Source organism: Lysinibacillus louembei (genome assembly GCF_033880585.1).
GTDB lineage: Bacteria > Bacillota > Bacilli > Bacillales_A > Planococcaceae > Metasolibacillus > Metasolibacillus louembei.
The window spans coordinates 230,328-251,949 of record NZ_CP137624.1 but is presented as its reverse complement, the minus strand read 5'-3'; the positions used below and the strand labels follow the sequence as shown (position 1 = coordinate 251,949).

The 21,622-nt window shown below is 39.3% G+C and carries 12 protein-coding genes; all 12 read left to right on the top strand.

The annotated features are described in order from the left end of the window. Positions 1 to 178: 178 nt before the first annotated feature. Positions 179 to 2,161, top strand: a complete 1,983-nt coding sequence (gene uvrB / locus R6U77_RS01375) for an excinuclease ABC subunit UvrB (RefSeq protein WP_319837123.1) — start codon at positions 179 to 181, stop codon at positions 2,159 to 2,161. Positions 2,162 to 2,168: 7 nt separating this feature from the next. After that, entirely contained in the window at positions 2,169 to 5,036 is a 2,868-nt protein-coding gene (gene uvrA / locus R6U77_RS01370) for an excinuclease ABC subunit UvrA (RefSeq protein WP_319837122.1), read from the top strand. 84 nt (positions 5,037 to 5,120) lie between these two features. Next, positions 5,121 to 6,320 carry an SHOCT-like domain-containing protein gene (locus R6U77_RS01365; RefSeq protein ID WP_319837121.1) on the top strand — a complete coding sequence of 400 codons (1,200 nt, stop codon included), beginning with the start codon at positions 5,121 to 5,123 and terminating at the stop codon, positions 6,318 to 6,320. A gap of 259 nt (positions 6,321 to 6,579) precedes the next feature. Continuing rightward, positions 6,580 to 7,266 (top strand): cell division ATP-binding protein FtsE, encoded by a 687-nt coding sequence (gene ftsE / locus R6U77_RS01360; protein ID WP_293926767.1) that lies wholly within the window; start codon positions 6,580 to 6,582, stop codon positions 7,264 to 7,266. Continuing rightward, positions 7,256 to 8,152, top strand: coding sequence for a permease-like cell division protein FtsX (gene ftsX, locus R6U77_RS01355; protein ID WP_293926764.1), 897 nt, complete (start codon positions 7,256 to 7,258; stop codon positions 8,150 to 8,152). The genes ftsE and ftsX overlap by 11 nt, the downstream gene beginning before the upstream one ends. A 19-nt stretch (positions 8,153 to 8,171) precedes the next feature. Then, the gene (locus R6U77_RS01350; RefSeq protein ID WP_406601070.1) at positions 8,172 to 9,425 is read left to right on the top strand and encodes a murein hydrolase activator EnvC family protein; all 1,254 of its coding nucleotides are present in this window, start codon (positions 8,172 to 8,174) and stop codon (positions 9,423 to 9,425) included. Between the two features lie 192 nt (positions 9,426 to 9,617). Further along, positions 9,618 to 10,181, top strand: a complete 564-nt coding sequence (locus R6U77_RS01345) for a TlpA family protein disulfide reductase (protein WP_319837120.1) — start codon at positions 9,618 to 9,620, stop codon at positions 10,179 to 10,181. Positions 10,182 to 10,240: 59 nt separating this feature from the next. Continuing rightward, complete coding sequence (locus R6U77_RS01340) at positions 10,241 to 11,662, top strand: S41 family peptidase (protein WP_293929535.1); 1,422 nt, start codon at positions 10,241 to 10,243, stop codon at positions 11,660 to 11,662. Between the two features lie 98 nt (positions 11,663 to 11,760). Further along, positions 11,761 to 12,930 carry a PDZ domain-containing protein gene (locus R6U77_RS01335; RefSeq protein WP_319837119.1) on the top strand — a complete coding sequence of 390 codons (1,170 nt, stop codon included), beginning with the start codon at positions 11,761 to 11,763 and terminating at the stop codon, positions 12,928 to 12,930. Between the two features lie 700 nt (positions 12,931 to 13,630). Further along, on the top strand, positions 13,631 to 14,251 hold the full coding sequence (locus R6U77_RS01330; protein WP_319837118.1) for a TVP38/TMEM64 family protein: 621 nt from the start codon (positions 13,631 to 13,633) through the stop codon (positions 14,249 to 14,251). Between the two features lie 102 nt (positions 14,252 to 14,353). Next, a complete protein-coding gene (gene addB / locus R6U77_RS01325) occupies positions 14,354 to 17,911 on the top strand; it encodes a helicase-exonuclease AddAB subunit AddB (protein WP_319837117.1) in 3,558 nt (1,185 codons plus the stop codon). Then, positions 17,880 to 21,572 (top strand): helicase-exonuclease AddAB subunit AddA, encoded by a 3,693-nt coding sequence (gene addA / locus R6U77_RS01320; RefSeq protein ID WP_319837116.1) that lies wholly within the window; start codon positions 17,880 to 17,882, stop codon positions 21,570 to 21,572. The genes addB and addA overlap by 32 nt, the downstream gene beginning before the upstream one ends. Positions 21,573 to 21,622: the final 50 nt, after the last annotated feature.

Below are 21,622 nucleotides of genomic sequence, written 5' to 3'. Positions count from 1 at the left end.
GTTGCAACATAAATAGAGCAGCATGTTAGAGAAAGGAAATCTAACGTGCTGTTTTTGTTTTGGTCAAAAATACAGCGATATAAATATCCGAGGAATATATGTTCGCTTAATTGTCGATATTTGAAAATGAATATGCTAAAATACAACTAACAAGATTGGCAAGAAGGGACGGAAAAGCATGACGGAAACTTTCGATTTACAATCAGCTTATCAACCAAATGGCGATCAACCGAATGCTATCAAGGAGCTAGTTAAAGGGGTGCAGGATGGCAAACGTCACCAAACATTATTAGGGGCAACGGGTACAGGGAAAACATTTACTATTTCCAATGTCATTCAGCAAGTGAACAAGCCTACTTTAGTAATGGCACATAATAAAACACTGGCGGGGCAATTATATAGTGAATTCAAGGAATTTTTCCCGAATAATGCGGTGGAATATTTCGTTAGCTATTATGATTACTATCAACCAGAAGCGTACGTACCACAAACGGATACGTATATTGAAAAAGATTCGAGCATTAACGATGAAATTGATAAGCTACGACATTCAGCAACATCCGCCTTATTCGAGCGCAGCGATGTCATTGTTATTGCCTCTGTTTCTTGTATTTATGGTTTAGGTTCGCCTGAGGAATATCGAGAGATGGTTGTGTCCATTCGCTCAGGAATGGAAATTGAGCGCAATGAGCTGTTACGCCGACTTGTCGATGTACAATATGAGCGCAACGATATTAATTTTATTCGTGGAACGTTTCGCGTGCGCGGCGATGTTGTGGAAATTTTCCCAGCATCACGTGACGAACATTGTATTCGTGTGGAATTTTTCGGAGATGAAATTGATCGTATTCGAGAAGTCAATGCATTAACAGGTGAAATTTTGTCAGAGCGTGATCATGTTGCGATTTTCCCAGCATCTCACTTCGTTACACGCGAGGAAAAAATGCGTAAAGCGATTGAAAATATTGAGGTTGAGCTAGAAGGGCAGCTCACAAAGTTTCGTGCGGAAGATAAGCTACTAGAGGCACAGCGCTTAGAACAGCGCACGAACTATGATTTAGAAATGATGAAAGAAATGGGCTTTTGCTCAGGTATTGAAAACTATTCACGCCATTTAACATTGCGGGAATCTGGTGCAACGCCTTATACATTGCTTGATTATTTCCCAGATGATTTTTTACTTGTTGTTGACGAGAGCCACGTAACATTACCGCAAGTACGCGGGATGTATAACGGTGACCAAGCGAGGAAATCAGTGCTAGTGGAGCATGGCTTCCGCTTGCCATCTGCTTTAGATAATCGCCCGTTAAAATTTGAAGAGTTTGATTCAAAAATTAGTCAGGCGATTTATGTTTCTGCAACGCCTGGACCATATGAAATTGAGCATACGCCAGAAATGGTTGAGCAAATTATTCGTCCAACAGGCTTACTAGACCCGTTAATTGATGTGCGCCCAATTGAGGGACAAATTGATGATTTAATTGATGAAATTCAACAACGGATTAAGCGCAATGAACGCGTCTTAGTTACAACACTAACGAAAAAAATGTCTGAGGACTTAACTTCCTATTTGAAGGAAATTGGCTTGAAAGTAGAGTATTTGCATTCTGAAATTAAAACATTAGAACGTATTGAAATTATTCGGGAGCTACGTAAAGGAACGCATGATGTATTAGTTGGTATCAATTTACTGCGAGAAGGACTTGATATTCCAGAAGTGTCGCTTGTCGCTATTTTAGATGCTGACAAGGAAGGCTTCTTGCGCTCAGAGCGTTCACTTATTCAAACAATTGGACGTGCCGCACGTAATGCAAATGGTCACGTTATTATGTACGCGGACAAAATGACAGATTCCATGCAAAAGGCAATTGATGAAACACAACGTCGTCGTACAATTCAAACGGCCTATAACGAGGAGCATGGCATTACACCGCAAACGATTATTAAGAAAATTCCAGATGTTATTCGTGCAACACAGGTTGCGGAGGAAGAGGAAACATATGTAACGAAGGTGACGAAAGGTAAGAAATTAACGAAAGCTGAAATTGACAAATTGATTGCCTCATTGGAAGTAGAGATGAAGGAAGCATCAAAGGCGCTTGATTTTGAACGTGCAGCTGAGCTTCGAGATACGATCTTCGAATTAAAGGCAGAAAGGTAGATTCCAATTGAAAAATACAGAAATCGTTGTACAAGGTGCGCGTGCACATAACTTAAAAAATATAGATGTGACCATTCCACGTGATCAGCTCGTTGTTTTAACGGGGCTATCGGGATCTGGTAAATCTTCATTAGCATTCGATACGATTTATGCGGAAGGACAACGTCGCTACGTTGAATCGTTGTCTGCCTATGCTCGTCAGTTTTTAGGACAGATGGATAAGCCAGATGTTGATACAATTGAAGGCTTATCACCAGCCATTTCCATTGATCAAAAAACGACGAGCCGCAATCCGCGCTCCACTGTTGGAACTGTAACGGAAATTTATGATTATTTGCGCTTGCTATTTGCGCGTATCGGCAAGCCTATTTGTCCAACACACGGCATTGAAATTACATCGCAAACTGTTGAGCAAATGGTAGACCGTTTAATGGAATATCCTGAGCGTACGAAAATGCAGCTACTTGCACCGATGATTGAAGGACGTAAAGGAACGCATGTTAAGCTATTAGAGGATTTGAAAAAGCAAGGCTATGTACGTGTGCGCATTGATGGTGAGCTGCGTGATTTAGATGACAATATTGAGTTGGATAAAAATAAAAAGCATACGATTGAGGTAGTAGTAGACCGCGTTGTGATGAAGGAGGGCATTGCTGCGCGTTTAAGCGATTCATTGGAGGCTGCATTACGCCTAGCAGAAGGGCGTGTTGTTGTCGATGTCATGGAGCATGAGGAGCTATTATTTAGCGAGCACCATGCATGTCCGCAATGTGGCTTTTCAATCGGCGAGCTAGAGCCACGTATGTTTTCATTTAATAGTCCGTTTGGTGCATGTACATCGTGCGATGGGCTAGGTATGAAGCGAGAAGTAGATATCGACTTAGTTGTGCCTGATTGGAATAAAACATTGCTTGAGCATGCTATTGCACCATGGGAGCCAACAAGCTCACAATATTACCCGCAATTGTTAAAGGCGGTATGTGATCATTATGATATTCCGATGGATGTACCAATTAAAGATATACCGAAAGCAAAAATGGATAAAGTATTAAAAGGCTCTGGGAAAGATAAAATCCAATTCAACTATGAAAATGAATTTGGACATAAGCGTAGTCAACTAACGGAGTTTGAAGGTGTGCTAAACAATGTAGAGCGCCGTTTTCGTGAAACGTCCTCTGATTATGTACGTGAGCAAATGGAGAAATATATGGCGGAGCAGCCATGTCCATCATGTAAAGGCTATCGTTTAAAGCCTGAGACGTTAGCTGTCAAAGTAAATGATAAGCATATTGGCGAAGTGACGAAGTTTTCTATTTTAGAGGCGAATACTTTCTTTGATGGCTTGCAATTATCGGAGAAGGATTTGCAGATTGCGCGCTTAATTTTGCGCGAAATTCATGAGCGATTAGGCTTTTTAGTGAATGTTGGCTTAGATTATTTAACATTATCACGTGCAGCAGGTACTTTATCTGGTGGAGAGGCACAACGCATTCGTTTAGCAACACAAATCGGCTCTCGTTTAACAGGCGTTTTATATATTTTAGATGAGCCTTCCATTGGCTTACATCAGCGTGATAATGACCGCTTAATTACGACATTACAAAGCATGCGTGATTTAGGGAATACATTAATTGTTGTTGAGCATGATGAGGATACGATGCTGGCAGCAGATTATATTATTGATGTTGGGCCAGGGGCAGGTGTGCATGGTGGACAAATTGTTGCACAAGGAACACCTGCAGAAGTAATGGACAATGACGCTTCCTTAACAGGGCAATATTTAAGTGGCAAGAAATTTATTCCGTTGCCAGCTGAGCGTCGTAAGCCAGATGGTCGCAAACTAACGATTAAAGGTGCAACTGAAAATAACTTAAAAAAAGTGAATGTTGATATTCCATTAGGTGTATTTATTGCAGTAACAGGTGTATCTGGCTCGGGGAAATCAACATTAATTAACGAAATTTTATATAAATCACTTGCAGCGAAATTGAATCGCTCAAAGGTTAAGCCTGGTGCCCATAAGGCGGTAGAAGGCATAGAGCAGCTTGAAAAGGTCATTGATATTGACCAATCACCGATTGGGCGTACACCACGCTCTAACCCAGCAACATATACAGGGGTTTTCGACGATATTCGTGATGTTTTTGCAGTGACGAATGAGGCGAAGGTGCGTGGTTATAAAAAAGGACGCTTTAGCTTTAATGTCAAGGGTGGTCGCTGTGAGGCTTGTCGTGGTGATGGCATTATTAAAATTGAAATGCACTTTTTACCAGACGTTTATGTGCCGTGTGAAATATGTCATGGCAAGCGCTATAATCGTGAGACGCTAGAAGTGAAATATAAAGATAAAAATATTGCAGATGTGTTAGATATGACAATTGAAGATGCGGTTGTCTTTTTCGAAAACATTCCAAAAATCCATCGCAAGCTACAAACGATTGTTGATGTTGGTTTGGGCTATATGAAACTTGGACAGCCTGCGACAACACTATCAGGTGGAGAGGCACAGCGCGTCAAGCTTGCATCTGAATTGCACCGCCGTTCAACTGGCAAGTCATTTTACATTTTAGATGAGCCAACAACAGGCTTACATGCAGATGATATCGCACGTTTATTAGTGGTGCTACAGCGTCTCGTGGAAAATGGCGATACAGTGCTAGTGATTGAGCATAATTTAGATGTCATTAAAACGGCAGATTATATGATTGATTTAGGCCCAGAGGGTGGCGACAAAGGTGGGACAATTGTTGCAACAGGTACGCCAGAGGAAATTTGCGCAAATAAAAAAAGTCATACAGGGCACTATTTACAGCCGATTTTAGAGCGTGACCGTAAACGTATGGCACAACAAATTGAGGCATTAACGCAAGCCTAATAGTAAAGGTTTTCGCTAAAATTTGAAACCTTTTTCCACTTGCATCGTATAACTTAGTATACAAATTAGAGGAGGCTTTTTAATATGCAAAATGAACGCCAACGTATTTTAAAATTAGTTGAGAACGGAACAATTTCAGCAGAAGAGGCCATTGTATTACTAGAAGGATTAGGGAAAGACGAGCCTGTACAAGCTACAATGCCTGTTGCACCTAAAGTGGAAGAACAGCAAGAGAAAAGTGACGATTATAATAAAACTACTGATTCAGCAAAGAATAAATCAACAGGCTTCGAGGATCTATTTAATAAAGCGTTCAACGATAAAGAAGCGAATAAAAAAATGAACGAATTTATGAATGATTTAAAAGAGGATTTATCTCAATTTAGCAATCGTATGATGGGCTTAATGAACGGTGCTTTTTCTAAAGTGAAGGAATTCGATTTCGAGTTTCCTTTTGGTGAAAAAGTAGAGTTCAACAAAACTTATGTATACGATGCTGAAGAAGTGAAGGGCTTCGAAGTAGATTTACCGAGCGGTAAGCTGACGATTGAAAAAGCAGCAGATGATAAAATTTTAGTAGAAGCAAATGTCAAAGTAGTGAAATCAGATAATGATGAAGAGCAAACAATTGCTAAATTTACTAATGACTTTGTGACATTGCGAGACGGTAAGCTCACGATTGCAACAGCTGTCAAAATGTCTTCTGTTGATTTACGTGTATATGTACCAGAAAAAAATTATGATATTTTCATCGTACGTTTATTAAATGGTGGCGTTACAGCGAGCAATATTCAATCAACTTTATTGAAATTAAAAACGTATAATGGAGCACTACGCATCGAAAACGTACAATTCCAACGTGCGGATTTAAATTCTGGTAACGGTATGATTGAAGCACGTTTAGTGAAAGGTGAAGATTTAGAGGCTGAATCTGTTAATGGGCGTATTTATATTGATGGAGACATTCAAGAAATTGAAGCAGAATCTGTCAATGGAGCGGTTACTTTAACAACAGCCTCTGAACATGCGCGTAAATTAAAAGGCTCTACTGTTGCTGGAACGGTCGAGCTATATGTACCGAAAAACGTGGCATTAGATGGTCGTGTGACAACAAACTTCGGCAAAACGGATGTTGGTTTGCAAGACGTAGCTGTTAGCACAAGTGAAGATCAATTTTTACTGAAAACAGCACATTTTAGCAAAGCTGTTGAAGGTGCACCTGTTTTAAAATTAATTGGGGAAACACGTACAGGCTCAGTAATTGTACGTTACCATAATAATTAATAAGCTATGTGCAAGCTGTCTGAAAAGATAATTTCTTTTCAGACAGCTTTTTTTGTGTAATATTTTGTCGCAGCTATTTTACATTAGAAAAACTTTGTAACAAAGGTGAAACGGCGTTAATAAAAGCCTTCCTTAGAACTGTGAATTTCAAGTGAGATTGACATGAAAATGTAATAGCATGATGCGTAGACAATGTTATAATGAGGAAGAGTAAAAAAAATGTCAACTTGTGATATAACAAAATTTAGGTGGTAAAAAAATGATTCAAATGAACAATGTTGTAAAAAAATATCCGAATGGTGTTGTCGCTTCTAACGGTATCACTGTTGATATACGACAAGGTGAGTTCGTTTATGTTGTCGGTCCGAGTGGTGCAGGTAAGTCTACATTTATAAAATTAATGTATCGAGAAGAAAAAGCGACGTCTGGTGATGTCATTGTCAATGGTATAAATTTAACAACGTTAAAGCAAAGTCGCATTCCAAGAATGCGCAGGCAGCTTGGTGTTGTCTTTCAAGATTTCAAGCTATTGCCACGCTTAACTGTCTATGAAAATGTGGCTTTTGCCATGGAAGTAATCGAAGAGCAGCCTAAAAAAATTCGTCAACGTGTGCTGGAAGTTCTAGATCTTGTTGGCTTAAAGCATAAGGCGCGTATGCTGCCAAGCGAATTATCTGGTGGGGAACAGCAGCGTATTGCTATTGCTCGTTCCATCGTCAACATGCCAAAAGTAGTTATTGCGGACGAGCCTACAGGGAATTTGGATCCTGAAACATCGTGGGAAATTATGAGCATTTTTGAAGAAATTAATGCACGTGGCACAACGATTGTCATGGCAACACATAACCGTGAAATTGTGAACACAATTCGCCGACGGGTAATTGCAATTGAAGGCGGTATGATTGCCCGTGATGAGTATGGAGGTGACTACGGCTATGAAGGGTAGAACAATTCGCCGACATTTCCGAGAAAGCTTTAAATCATTAGGGCGTAACGGCTGGATGACTTTTGCCTCAATTAGTGCAGTCACTGTTACATTGTTACTTGTTGGTGTATTTTCGATTATTATGATGAACTTAAATAAAGTGGCAACTGATTTAGAAAATGATGTTGAAATTCGCGTCTATATCGATATTATTGCAGATACCGAAGAGGCAAAGCTCGCTGAGGATCAGCTAATTGATGAAATTCACAACTTACCAGATGTAGCGGAAGTTGTTTATTCTTCAAAGGAGCAGGAGCTTGATAAGCTAATTAAAGATTTTGGGGACGAGCTTAGTTTATATGAGCAAAATAACCCGTTGCATAATGTTTTATATGTAAAGGCGGTCAATCCACACGAAACGGCAAATGTAGCAAAGGCGATTGATAAGTTCGATAATACATATGAAGTCAAATACGGTGAAGGAAAAGTAGAGAAGCTTTTCAATGCAATTAAAATGGGGCGAAATGTAGGTCTTGTATTGATTTTAGGTCTGCTATTCACAGCTATGTTTTTAATTTCAAATACAATTCGTATTACGATTGTTGCACGAAGAGATGAGATTGAAATTATGAAGCTTGTTGGTGCGACAAATTCATTTGTGCGTATTCCATTTGTTTTAGAAGGCATGTGGCTCGGTATATTAGGCTCATTGATTCCGATGATTGTCGTATCAATTGGCTATTACAATATTTATCAACTGTTATTGCCTCGTTTAAAAGGGCAAATGCTGCAAATTTTACCTACTACTCCGTTGCTTTATCAAGTAAACATTTTAATTATCGGAATTGGTATACTCATTGGCGTATGGGGTAGCTTTATGTCTGTGCGTAAGTTTTTACGAGTTTAATTGAAGGGAGCTTATTGGATTGAAGTCAGCACCATTTAAATGGCTAATGGTCATTTTAGCATTTTTGCTTATTGTGCAAATGCCAGCAGTTTCAGCAAATACGTTAAATGACTTAAAGGGCAAAAAAAATGAAATCGAACAACAAAAATCAAATTTAAAAAACTCAATTGATGAAACGAAAAATGAAATTAAAACGAATGAAAATAGACAGCAAAAAATATTAGCACAAATTGAAGAGCTTGATCAAAAAATTGTGCAAACGAACGAGAAAATAGATGCTGTTGTTGAAGAAATTAAAGTGGCGAATAAAGAAATTGCTGATCTCGAAAAGGCAATTGCTGAGCTCGAAGGGAAAATTGAGAAGCGAGATGAATTGCTACGTGAGCGACTACGTGCAATTCAGTCGAATGGCACAGTTTCTTATTTGGATGTGCTACTGGGGGCAAATAGCTTTGTAGATTTTATTGACCGATTTTCGGCAGTTAGTACATTGATGGATGCAGACCGTCAAATTATGCGTGATCAGCAGCGAGATATTGAAAGCTTAGAAGAGCAGAAGCAATTGTTGGAAAATAAGAAAAAGGAATTAGAAGAAAATCAAGCTGAGCTTGAGCGTTTGCGCGCTTCTTTAGATGCACAGAAAAAGGATAAAAATACCTTAATCGATGAGCTAGAGCGCGAGCAAGAAAAGCTGAAAAAAGAGAAGAAATTGCTTGAGGCTGAGTATTCAGAGGCATTAGTAGTAGATGAAGAGCTACAAAAGCAAATTATTGCAGAGCAAAATCGCCTTGCAGAAATTGCACGTCAACAGGAATTACAGCGTCGACGTGAAATGGCTAGCAACAATATTCCAGTTGTCTCATCTGGAACTTGGACGAAGCCGACAAGTGGTCGTTTAACATCTGGCTATGGATGGCGTAATATTGGATTCGGTACAGAATTCCACTACGGTGTCGATTTAGCGAATGCGACAGGAACGCCAATTGTGGCAGCAACAGATGGTGTTGTGTCATATGCAGGACCATTATCTTCATATGGAAATGTTGTGATTTTAACACATTCAATTGATGGGCAAATTTTCACAACGGTATATGCGCATTTAAGTGGATTTAATGTAGGAGTAGGCGAGACGGTAGCTAAGGGGCAAAGAATTGCCTCGATGGGTAGTACAGGTCGTTCGACAGGACCACACTTACATTTTGAAATCCATATTGGACCATGGCGTGGACAAAGTGTAGGCTCAGTAAACCCACTACGCTATATCCCGCTATAAGCAATAGGCTGTCAGAAGCAGGCGCTTCCTGACAGCCCTTTGTATTTAAAGAATTGCATTTGCTGATAAACTGAGGAAGGCGCAAATATCTTGGGAAAAGCCGCAAATAAAATAAGAAACCCGCAAATAAACAAGCAGAGTTTGCAAATAACTACACTATAAAATACGCAACAACAAATGAGGTGATAGTGGATGAAGAAAAATATCAGCTTACTGCTTATTCTCCTTTTAATAATTATTGCAGTTGTAACATATATAAAAGGGCAAATTGAGGATAGCCAACGACTTGCAGAGGCGACGATTGGACAAGAGGTTGAGCTAGTTGGCTTGAAAAAGGGAGAGCTGGCACCTAATTTTACTTTACAAACATTGGATGGACAAACCGTGTCATTAGAAGATTACCGTGGCAAAAAAGTGGTGATTAACTTTTGGGCAACATGGTGTCCACCTTGTAAAGTGGAAATGCCACATATGCAAAATTATTATAAAAAGCATGCAGCAGATGATAATGTAGAAATTTTAGCAGTAAACCTAACATATCAGGACGGCTCACATAAGCAAATTCAGCAATTCGTTAATGGACTTAATGTACAGTTTCCAGTTTTACTTGCTGAGACAAAGGATATTGCTGAAACCTATAAAATATTAGTGATTCCGACAACCTTTATGATTGATTCAGAAGGGCGTGTGCAGCATAAAATTACTGGACCACTTAGCCTAGAGACATTGCAACAATATGTAGCGAAATTAAAATAAAACAATAGACGTATCATTTTCTTCTATTATTCATAATTTGTTTAGTAGGAGGTTAGTAGATGCGCAAAAGCCGAATTGTTTTATTGTTTTGTGTCGTTGCGATTGTTGGAGGTAGTTTATTTTTATGGAACAGTGACTTTTTTTCTGCAAAAAAGGTACCTACAGAGGAATTATCAGTTGTTGATGAATTGTATACATTAATTTCACAGCAATCTGTGTATGACACATCGTCGAATGTGTTAGTAGAAGGAGCATTACGTGGTATGGCATCGGCAATTAAAGACCCGTATAGCACATATTATAGCGAACAGGAGGCTGCCATACATAGACAGTCACTTGCAAGCGAACGAGTAGGGATTGGTGTGGAGCTAGCAGAGACACATGGGAAGTTTGTCATTATTTCACCTGTTAAAGATTCACCGGCGGAAAAAGCAGGTGTGCGCCCATTGGATGAAATTGTCCAAATTAATAATGAGCGACTTGAAGGTAAAACAATGGGTGACGTTATGCGTTTAATGCAAGGGAAAAGCGGAGAAAAAGTAACGCTTGTCTTATATAGACCACAGGCAGAGCGTCATATTAAGCTAACAATTGAACGAGCAGCATTAAAAAATGAAACGGTAGAAGCTGCTGTTATTGAACGGGCTGAAGAAGCATTTGGTTACGTATCGTTGAGCATGTTTGGTGAAAAAACGGCAGAAGAGTGGAAAAATGCTATTGCAGAAATAAGTAAGAAAGATGTAGAAGGTTGGATTGTCGATGTACGAGGTAATCCAGGGGGATATTTGCATAGTGTAGCAGAAATTATTAGTACATTGGAAAACCGCGAGCGCATTTTCGCCTACATGCAAAATAATGTAGGAGCATTGGAGCCATTAGCAACACAACCAGAGTTAATCGACGCATTGACAAAGCCAATTGTTATTTTGCAGAACGAAGGGAGTGCTTCAGCGAGTGAGGTATTCTCAGCTGCCATGCAGGCGTGGGAGCGTGCAACAATTATCGGCGATACAAGCTTTGGCAAAGGGACAGTACAGAAGTCTTGGGAGCTGCAAAATGGTGGTGAGGTAAAGCTATCTACAAATAAATGGCTTACACCAACAAAGGAATGGATTCATGGCAAAGGTGTTTTACCAGATATAGAGGTAAAGCAGCATCCGCTCTTTACAATCGAAATGATGCCTTTATTAGGCACTTTCCAGCAAGGGGACTTTAGTGAAGAAATTGCTTATGTGCAAAATATATTGAATGAGCTCGGCTATTCTATTGGACGAACAGATGGCTTTTTTGATGAAGAAACAGTTGAAGTTGTCCAACAGTTCCGTAAAAAGCACGATTTAGTTCAGGGAGAAGAGCTAGATGAAAGCTTCTTTACTGCACTACAGGAAGAGGTGCTTTCCTATAAAGAAAAACCAGAGCATGATTTGCAGCTTGAAATGGCAATTAGCTTTTTATTGCATGAGCTAGAGAGTCAAAAGTAATTTTATATAGTCAGGACAATTTGCGCTACGCATTATAATAAGGTTTTGCTACAATATAGACTAGGAATTGTAAAACAAGAAGCTTGGTAGGTGAAGTTGTGTATATAGATATTATTGTAGAAGTACTAATGGCCATTTTGCGTTTTATTATGAATCCATTATTATATATAGCTGCTTTCTTTGCAGTTTATCTTGGCTATAGACGTGTGAAACGTGAGCGTCGGTTTTTTAAAATTCGAATTTTAAATGGTTGGTCAGAGTTTGCGAATTTCGCAAAGGTCAGTTGGGCTGCTAGCATTCTCATATCTATCATTATATTAGCAGCTGGCTTTGTTGTGCCAAGTGAATTTTTATTGCTATTAACAGCTGTTAGCATTGTTACAGTGCTTGCTTTTATATTCCATTTATTATCGCCGATTGTGACGATAGCGGTTAGCTTTAGTGTACTTGTTGGGCTAGCGTATTTCGGAAAAACATTTACTGTGTTGGGCTTTACATTTGAAGGCTTTGCTTATGAGCATGGTGCGGCAATGACTGTTTCACTAATTGCTGGGATGCTATTGATTATAGAAGCTCGTTTTATTCGTAAAGTAGGACCTCAATTTGCTTCACCAATTATAGAGCAGACGAAGCGTGGTAGGAATGCTGTTGCATATTTTAGCAAAGGTATCCAACTCGTGCCGTTATTTTTCATTGTTCCAGGCGATGCTATTGCAGCTTATTTGCCATGGTGGCCACAATTTAGTTTAGGTGCTAGCGAGTTTTCGCTTGTGTTATTCCCAGTTGTTTTTGGCTTCCAGCAAATAACGAAGCGCACATTACCCACTTATTTTTACCCAAAGTATAGTCGTTCCATTTTTATTTTGGCACAGCTCGTATTAATTGGTGGATTAGCTTCCTATTTCATACCATTGATTGGTGTTATGACATTAATAAGCGCAGCAATCGTTCGCTTGCTTATTAGCCTTTACTTCAAAATCCAAGAACGCACAGATGCATATGCGGTTGCTCCACTCTCGAGCGGTGTTATTATCGCAGGTGTATTGCCCAATTCACCTGCTGAAAAAATGGGCTTAGTAGCAGGTGAAGTCATTCGTAAAGTGAATGGCAAAAACGTATTAACTGAAAGTGAGCTGTACGAGGCACTTCAAGTAAATGCAGCACATTGTCGTTTAGAAATATTAAACCATCAAAACGAAGTGCGCTTAGCACAGCATGTTGTGCATAGCAACGATCACTATAAAATTGGATTGCTATTAGTTAATTAGAGAGGCTGTTTGGAAAGAAGGTGCTTTCCAAACGGCTTTTGTATTTATTGTTGCTGACTATCTTTAGAGAAGGCTAGAAACACAGTTAATTTCCATTACGGGGGACGCTTTCTACGGGCACAGGCTCCAACTAATTTTTTTCAGCTAGGGCTGAAAAAAATGGATTTTCCGCCTACGCTGTTCCTGTGAGAGTCGCCCCCTCCACTTCAATCAACTAGAAAAAGCTTTTATCTAATAAAATAGCTAAAAACATACTATTGAACTTGATAAAAAGTCACTGACATGCAATGTCTACCTTTTTAAAGAAAGGTAATATACTTTCTTGTGACAAAGACTTTTTCAATTGATTGACATGAGGATGGCTTGAGTACTCCTGCGGTTACTTGTCATAAAGCGAGCTAATCGTAACAGAAATTAACAGCATGTTTAGCCTTCCCAAAAAACAAGCAAATAAGCTCATCTATCTCTTTGAAGGAATTGTGTTTATTTTGCCAACTACAGTTTTTAGTAATATTCCTTTTAGATGAATAGAGGTTAAACTTTGCCAATTGCAACTTCCAACGTATGCTTTGCGTCTACATTGTGTACAATAACTTCGATATATTCGCGAAAAATGACGAATAATGTTAGCAATTATATCGTGCTGAGTATGTTAAAATGAGTATAAAACATAGTGCTTTTGATGTAGAGGTGATAGCCAATGAGAGATTGGTTTACAATAGCAAATTTAGAAAACATAATAGAGCAGTATCATTTATTAGGACCGATTTTTGGAATCTTTTTAACAGCTCTTGAAGCATTTATCCCCGTGCTTCCGCTCGTTGTCATTGTGGTAGCGAATGTTAATGCATACGGCATCATTTTAGGAATTGTTATTTCATGGGTTGGTTCTGTTGTCGGTGCATATGGATTATTTTTAGTAGCGAGACGATTTGGTAAACATCCGAGGTTACAAAGACTTGTGCAAAATAAACGTGTACAAACATTAATTAAATGGGTTGATATGAAGGGGTTGGCGCCGATCTTAGTGCTATTATGCTTCCCGTTTTCACCGGCGGTCATTATTAATATCGTGGCAGGGTTATCCCATATTCGCAAGTACTATTATTTAGTAGCACTTATTATTGGGAAATTTGTGATGATTGCTGTTACAGGAGGACTAGGATATGATTTACGTGCGATTTTAACAGATCCGAAAAAATTAATTTTAGTCATATGTGGTATTATCCTACTATGGATTATTGGCAAATGGGTTGAAAACAAATTAAATAAACGAGTGGAGCGCGATTTGCGAGCAGTAAGTAAGGAAAGCCATTCATAAGAAATAGAGCTGTTTGAAAGGATGTTATCTTTTTAAGCAGCTCTGTTTTTATTTTTGTAAACATGTGTTCTGTTATATAATAGAAAAAAGAGGAGGGGTCGCATGGCTTTACGCATCATTTCAGGACGAGCTGGTACGGGGAAAACGACGATGCTTCAGCAAGAAGTCGTACAGTATTTGAAGGAAGATCCTTTAGGTCCCCCATTATTTATTATTGTGCCTGATCAAATTTCATTTAAAACAGAGTATGATTTAACGAATCGCTATGATGTGCGTGGAATGATACGTGCACAAGCGTTGACATTCAAGCGTTTAGCTTGGTTTATTTTGCAGGAAACAGGTGGCATTGCACGCGATAAAATCGATAGCTTTGGCTACCGCATGTTGATTCGTCGTATTTTACAGGATAATAAGGAGCAATTTTCAATTTTTACGCAGGCTGCAGGCAAGCGAGGATTTACACAGGAAATAGAGCAGCTGCTGCGAGAGTTTAGCCAATATGATATAACAAGCACCTCCATTATAGAACTAATAAAGGAGCTTGAGACATACGGTGCAGCCAATACATTAGTAGCGAAAATGAAGGATTTTCAAATTATTTTACAACAACTTGAGGAAAATATTGGAGAAGGTTATGTGGATGGGGAAGGCTTTTATCCAATTTTAGTTGAGCAATTACAAAACTCTGAAAAAATCAAGCACTCAGAAATATATATTGATGGCTTTACCTCATTTACAATAAGGGAATTTGCTATTATCGAGCAATTACTATTGTTAGCGAAACGTGTCACGATTGTCCTGCCTTTTGATAGTGAATATGATGCAGCAGATCCACAAGCATTATTTCATCGTGCTGCCTTTACATACGATAAATTAATGGATTTTGCTATGCAACATCAAATTGATGTGGAGGATCGGATACATTTAACAACAAATTATCGTACACAGCAATCCGATTTAGCACATATTGAAGAAAATTTTCATGAATCAGTTCCTACAGCACAGACTGCATCAGGAGCAGTACAAATTATTGAAGGAACGAATCGCCGTGCTGAAGTGCAAGGTATTGCACGGGAAATAATCCGTCTTGTGACAGAGGAACAAATGCGCTACAAAGATATCGGTATTATGTATCGCCAAGCAGATATATATGATCCACTAATTGCAACGATTTTTCAGCAGCATGATATTCCGTTCTTTATGAATGAAAAGCGCCCAATGTTGCATCATCCTTTTATTGAATTTATGCGCTCCTCATTAGAGGCAGTCATTTCAAATTGGCAATATGAGCCTGTCTTTCGTGCAGTGAAAACTGATTTATTTTTACCATTAGCTGACGAGGCGAAAAATTATCGAGAGCAGCTCGATAAGCTTGAAAATTTTGTGATAGCAAAGGGCATTATCGGAAAGCGTTGGCATGACAATGACGTTTGGCAATATCGTAGATTTCGTGTTTTAGAAAAAATGGGTGCTGTACAAACAGATAAAGAGCTTGAAATACAGCGGATGCTAGAAGAGGCACGCCAAATTGTCCGAGAACCATTGCTACAGTTGGAGCAAACTTTAAAGAAAGCGAAAACGGGTTTAGAGATAGGACGAGCTTTATATGATTATGCAGAGCATTTACAGCTATATGATAAGCTACAAAAAATGAAGGAGCAGGAGCTTGAAACGGCGTCTGAATTAGCAAATGAGCATGATCAAGTATGGAATGGCTGGGTAAATATACTTGACCAATTTGTGCTTATGTTTGGTGAACAAGAAGTAACATTGCAGCAAGCAGCAGAAATGCTAGATGAGGGATATGATTCACTAAGGTTTTCTAGCATCCCACCAACAATTGATGTAGTAACGATTGCGACAGTAGAATATTCACGCTTCAACAATATAAAGGCCGTGTTTATTGTCGGGGTAAATGATGGTGTTTATCCGATGCGTATTGATAAGGAGGGGCTGTTATCCGATGCCGACCGTACTTATTTTGACAAGTTAGATTATGAATTAGCACCAAATGCTAAAAATCGATTACTTCAGGAGGCATTTTTAATTTACCAAGCTTTTGCTTCACCGACAGACAAGCTGTATATTACGTTTGCAAGTGTGGATGAGGAAGGTAAAAGCTTGCTGCCATCGCTTTATATCACTCGACTGCATAAACTATTTACCGTTCAAAATAAGCGTACATTACCGCATATACGCATTTTCATTGATCCTGTTGAAGAATTGGATCAGCATAAAATATTATCTTATTTGCGTCATCCAAAGCCAGCGATTGCTTATTTAGCGACACAGCTAAAAGAGACAGAGCAAACGAAGTTACTTGCAGCAGAATGGCGGGCGCTACGAGCATTTTATCGTCGTTACCCTGAATGGGAGCGAATGCTCCAATTTGTGACAAGACCATTATATACAATTAATAAAGCGGAGCCATTGCAACCAACCATAACAGAGAGGCTATACGGTGAGGAACTACAGGCAAGCGTTTCACGTATTGAGAAGTTTTATCGTTGTCCATATTCACATTTCGCCACATATGGTCTGCGCTTAGAGGAACGGGCAGAATATCGCTTAGAAACGTTTGCAATGGGTGATTTATTCCATGAAGCACTACGCACGATTTTAACGAATGGGGATATGCCACCAGAAAATTACCGTCAATGTCTACAAAGAGCGCGAGAGGTTGTCGAGCCACTTGTCCATATTTTTTCTTATCGTATATTAGAAAGTAATTCACGCTATTTATATATTAAGGAAAAGCTAATTCGCGTTGTAGCACGCACATTATTTGCGTTAACAGAGCATGCAAAGGTAGCAAAATTTAAGCCACTTGTCCACGAAAAGCCATTCGGTAAAGTGGATGATAAGACGATGAAAAAAGGGATAAAGCCATTACCTGCATTAGAAATTCCACTAGAAAATAAACGGAAAATGTACTTGCGAGGGCAAATTGATCGCATCGATGCGTATGAGGAAAACGGGCAATTGCATTTGCGTGTAGTAGATTATAAATCATCGAGTCGAGACTTAGATTTAAATGAAGTGTATCACGGTATTTCATTACAGCTTTTAACCTATTTAGATGTGGCAGTGAAAAATGCCAAGGAGCTACTGGCATTGCCTGAACACCAAAATATTGCTGTAACTCCAGCGGGGGTATTGTATGTTCATGTGCATGATCCTTTAATTCGTTTAGAGGAATATGTTGATGAGCAAATGCGTGAATTACAGCGTCTTGAGAAATATCGTATGCAAGGGCTTTTAACGAATGAAATTCCTGTATTAGAGGCAATGGATGGGAATTTATTAGAACAAAAAAAATCACCTGTTATTCCAGTAAGCATGACAACAAAAGGAGCAATTGGTGCGTACTCTAAAACGGTAGATGTAGAAACGATGCCAGTTTTGCAGGATTTTGTGATTGAAAAGCATAGAGAGGCAGGTAATAAAATATTCACAGGAGTGACAGATATTTATCCGTATAAGTTAAAAAATCGTACAGCCTGTGATTATTGTGCGTTTAAAGCAATCTGTCAATTTGACCCATCAGACGGGCATCAACAATATCATAATTTATCAGTGAAAAAGACAGATGACCTTATTGCGCGGGTAAGAAAGGAGTGTGGCTATAGTGACATTACTGATACCGAAGAAACCGACTGATGCGCAATGGACGGATGAGCAGTGGAAGGCTATTTGGGCAACGGGACAGGATACGCTTGTATCAGCAGCGGCAGGGTCAGGGAAAACAGCAGTATTAATTGAGCGTTTGATTCAAAAAATTATTGCCGAAAATGAGCCACTCGATGTCGATGAATTGCTCGTTGTTACTTTTACGAATGCCTCAGCAGCTGAAATGCGAAGTCGTTTAGCAGGCGCATTAGAAAAGGAAATTGAGAAAGATCCAAATAACCGCTTTTTGCGACGTCAATTAAGCTTAATTAATAAAGCACAAATTTCAACACTACACTCATTTTGTTTAGCCATTTGTCGTCAATATGCCTATATGATTGACCTTGACCCAGGATTCCGCATCGCTAGTCAAGATGAAGTTGCCTTATTGCAGGATGATGTGTTATCAACGATTTTAGAGCAGGCATATAGCGAGGACGGAGAGCTATCACAGCAGGCTGTGTATGAGCTTGTTGATAGCTTTTCCTCTGATCGACACGATCAGGAAATTGAAGTGTTGCTATTACAGCTTTATAACATGTCGCGTGTACAGCCTGCGCCGTATACATGGCTAGATACGCTCACACAGGAATACGATATTGCACCAAATGCAACAGTGGATGATTTAACATTTGTTGCACAATTAAAGAGCTCCATTTTAAATTCTTTATATGCAGCTGAGCATAATTTACTGACAATGAAGCGCTATGCTGAAGGTAATTTTGGCATCGGGACGTATCATACGCTAGCGACAGAGGAGCTTGCCTTTGTACAGGTGGCGATTGATAAGCTCAAAAATAGCACATGGCAAGATATTTATGAGCATATGCAAAAAGTACAATGGGGCAGGCTACCGACGATTAAAAAGTCAGATGAGGCAGATCCGCAAATAAAGGATATAGCGAAAGCGCATCGTGATGAGGCAAAGGATATTGTCAAAGCGATAAAAGATACATTTTTTATACGTAAGCCTCAAATTTTACTTGATGAAATGAGACGAATGAAACCAATTATTGAAACGCTCGTTCAGCTTGTGAAAATATTTAGCGAGGCATTTAAAGCTGCAAAACTAGAGCGTGCATTTGTCGATTTTTCTGATTTAGAGCATTATGCATTAGAAATATTGACAGTGGAAACGGACAAAGGAATTGAGCCATCAGCTGTAGCGAAGGATTTCCAAAAGCGCTTTAAAGAAGTGCTCGTTGATGAGTATCAGGATGTCAATTTATTGCAGGAAACGATTTTACAGCTTGTCAAATCAGGCGATGAAGCCAAAGGAAATTTATTTATGGTTGGCGATGTTAAGCAGTCAATCTATCAGTTTCGATTAGCAGAGCCGCGCCTATTTTTACGCAAATATAAAAATTTTACCGAAAATCCAATCGATACAGGCTTAAGAATTGACTTAAATGCCAATTTCCGTAGTCGCTCAGAAGTGTTGCAGGCAACGAACTATGTGTTTGAGCGCGTCATGGATGAGGTAGTTGGCGAAATTAATTATGATGACCAAGCGGCGCTAAAGTTTCAAGCACATTATAATAAAACGAATATTCCTGTTGAATTTGTTGTAATTGACCAGTGTACTGAGCAGGAGGAAGAAGCGCTTGATGAGGAGCTGGAGGAATTAAAAACATCACAACAGGAAGCGCGCTACATGATTCGTAAAATTCAACATATGATGGAAAAAGAAATGCCAATTTATAATCCGAAAGATGGTACAACACGACCGATTCGCTATAGCGATATTGTTATTTTAATGCGCTCGATGACATGGTCAGCCGATTTTGCAGAGGAATTTAAAGCAGCGGGAATTCCGTTATATGCAGAAACATCAAAAGGCTATTTCGATGCGTTGGAAGTAATGATTATGTTGAATGTCTTAAAAATTGTAGATAATCCATTTCAAGATATTCCACTTGCATCCGTATTGCGTGCTCCATTTTTCGGTTTAACAGAAAATGAGCTTGCAGAGGTGCGTTTAGCAAAGCGTAATGTACCGTTTTTCGAAGCTGTCACTGCATTTATGAAGGAGCCAACGAATGCAAAAGTTGAGGAAAAGCTTCATTACTTCTTAACGCTATTGGAAAAATGGCGCCAGCTTGCACGGCGAGGCTCGCTCGCTGATTTAATATGGACCATTTATTTAGATACAAATTATTATGAGCTAGTTGGGGCGATGGCGAACGGCAAGCAGCGACAAGCAAATTTAAGAGCACTACATGATAGAGCATTGGCATATGAGAAAACATCGTTCCGAGGTCTGTTCCGATTTTTACGCTTTGTGGATCGTATGAAGTCACGAGGTGATGATTTAGGTATTGCTAAATCGATTGGTGAAGGTGATGATGTTGTTCGTTTAATGACGATTCATTCCTCTAAGGGACTAGAGTTTCCTGTTGTTTTTGTTGCAGGCATTGCCAAGTCTTTTAATCAGCAGGATTTCAAAGGCTCGTATTTATTTGACCAAGATTTTGGGCTTGCTGTAAAGGCGATTAATACCGAGGAACGTACGATGTTCACATCATTGCCATACTTAGCTATGAAGGAAAAGAAAATAGCGAAACTTAAGGCTGAGGAAATGCGTATACTTTATGTAGCGATGACCCGTGCAAAAGAGCGTCTAATTTTACTAGGCACGGTGAAAAATTGGGACAAGAAGCTTGCAAAATGGGGAAATCATCAAGATTTGCCACCTAAAGAGTTATTGCCAAATTATTTACGAGCGAGTGCCAATTCATTTTTAGATTGGCTAGCACCTGCTCTTGTAAGCCATCCAGACTTTTTAACGAGAGCAATACAGGATGAGGCATTCAGCGAGCATGAGGCAATCGTACAAAAGGATTCGCTATGGTCAATTACAGTATTGGCTGCCGAACAATTGCAAAACACAGAGGAGCAAGAGACATTTGTGCAATTGTTAGTGGAGGAAGATGTCGATGAGCAGCTTGTTGAGCAGTTAACAGAGCGTTTCACAGCAACATATCCATACAGGCAATCGATAGCAAAAAAATCGAAAACGTCCGTTTCTGAAATTAAACGCTTTGAGGCATTGCAGCAGGAGGAGGATATCGTCTACAATCCGCAAGCAATGAAGCAAGCATCCATTGCTAAACGGCCAAGTTTTATACAAGCAAAGGCTTTGTCAGCAGCAGAAATGGGAACGATTATACATGCTATTATGCAGCATGTACCACAGCAAGGCTTTGCAACGCTTGATGAGGCCAATGAATTTGTTGCAAATTTAGTTGTACGTCAATTAATAACGAAGGAAGAAGCGGCGATTGTAAACATGGAGAAAGTACTCACATTTTTCAACTCACCAATCGGTCTACGCTTTAAAAATGCAACGCGACTGCTGCGAGAAGTGCCGTTTACAATGAGCCGAATGGATCGTGAAGGAGACAGCCAAATCGTCCAAGGGATTATTGACTGCTTGTTTGAGGAAGACGGACAGTGGGTACTGTTAGATTATAAAACGGACAAAATTCGCCCACCATTTGATATGGAGCCTGCTCTAACAGAGGAAATGGCGAAGCGTTATCAATTGCAGCTTCAAATTTATGGCGAGGCAATTGAAATAATAAATAGAACAAAAGTAAAAGAAAAAATATTGTATTTATATGATATTGGACAAACTGTTGTGCTTGAATAGTTTAACAATAAATTTTAGCTGCCTGAAATTTTTCAGGTAGCGCTCTTATC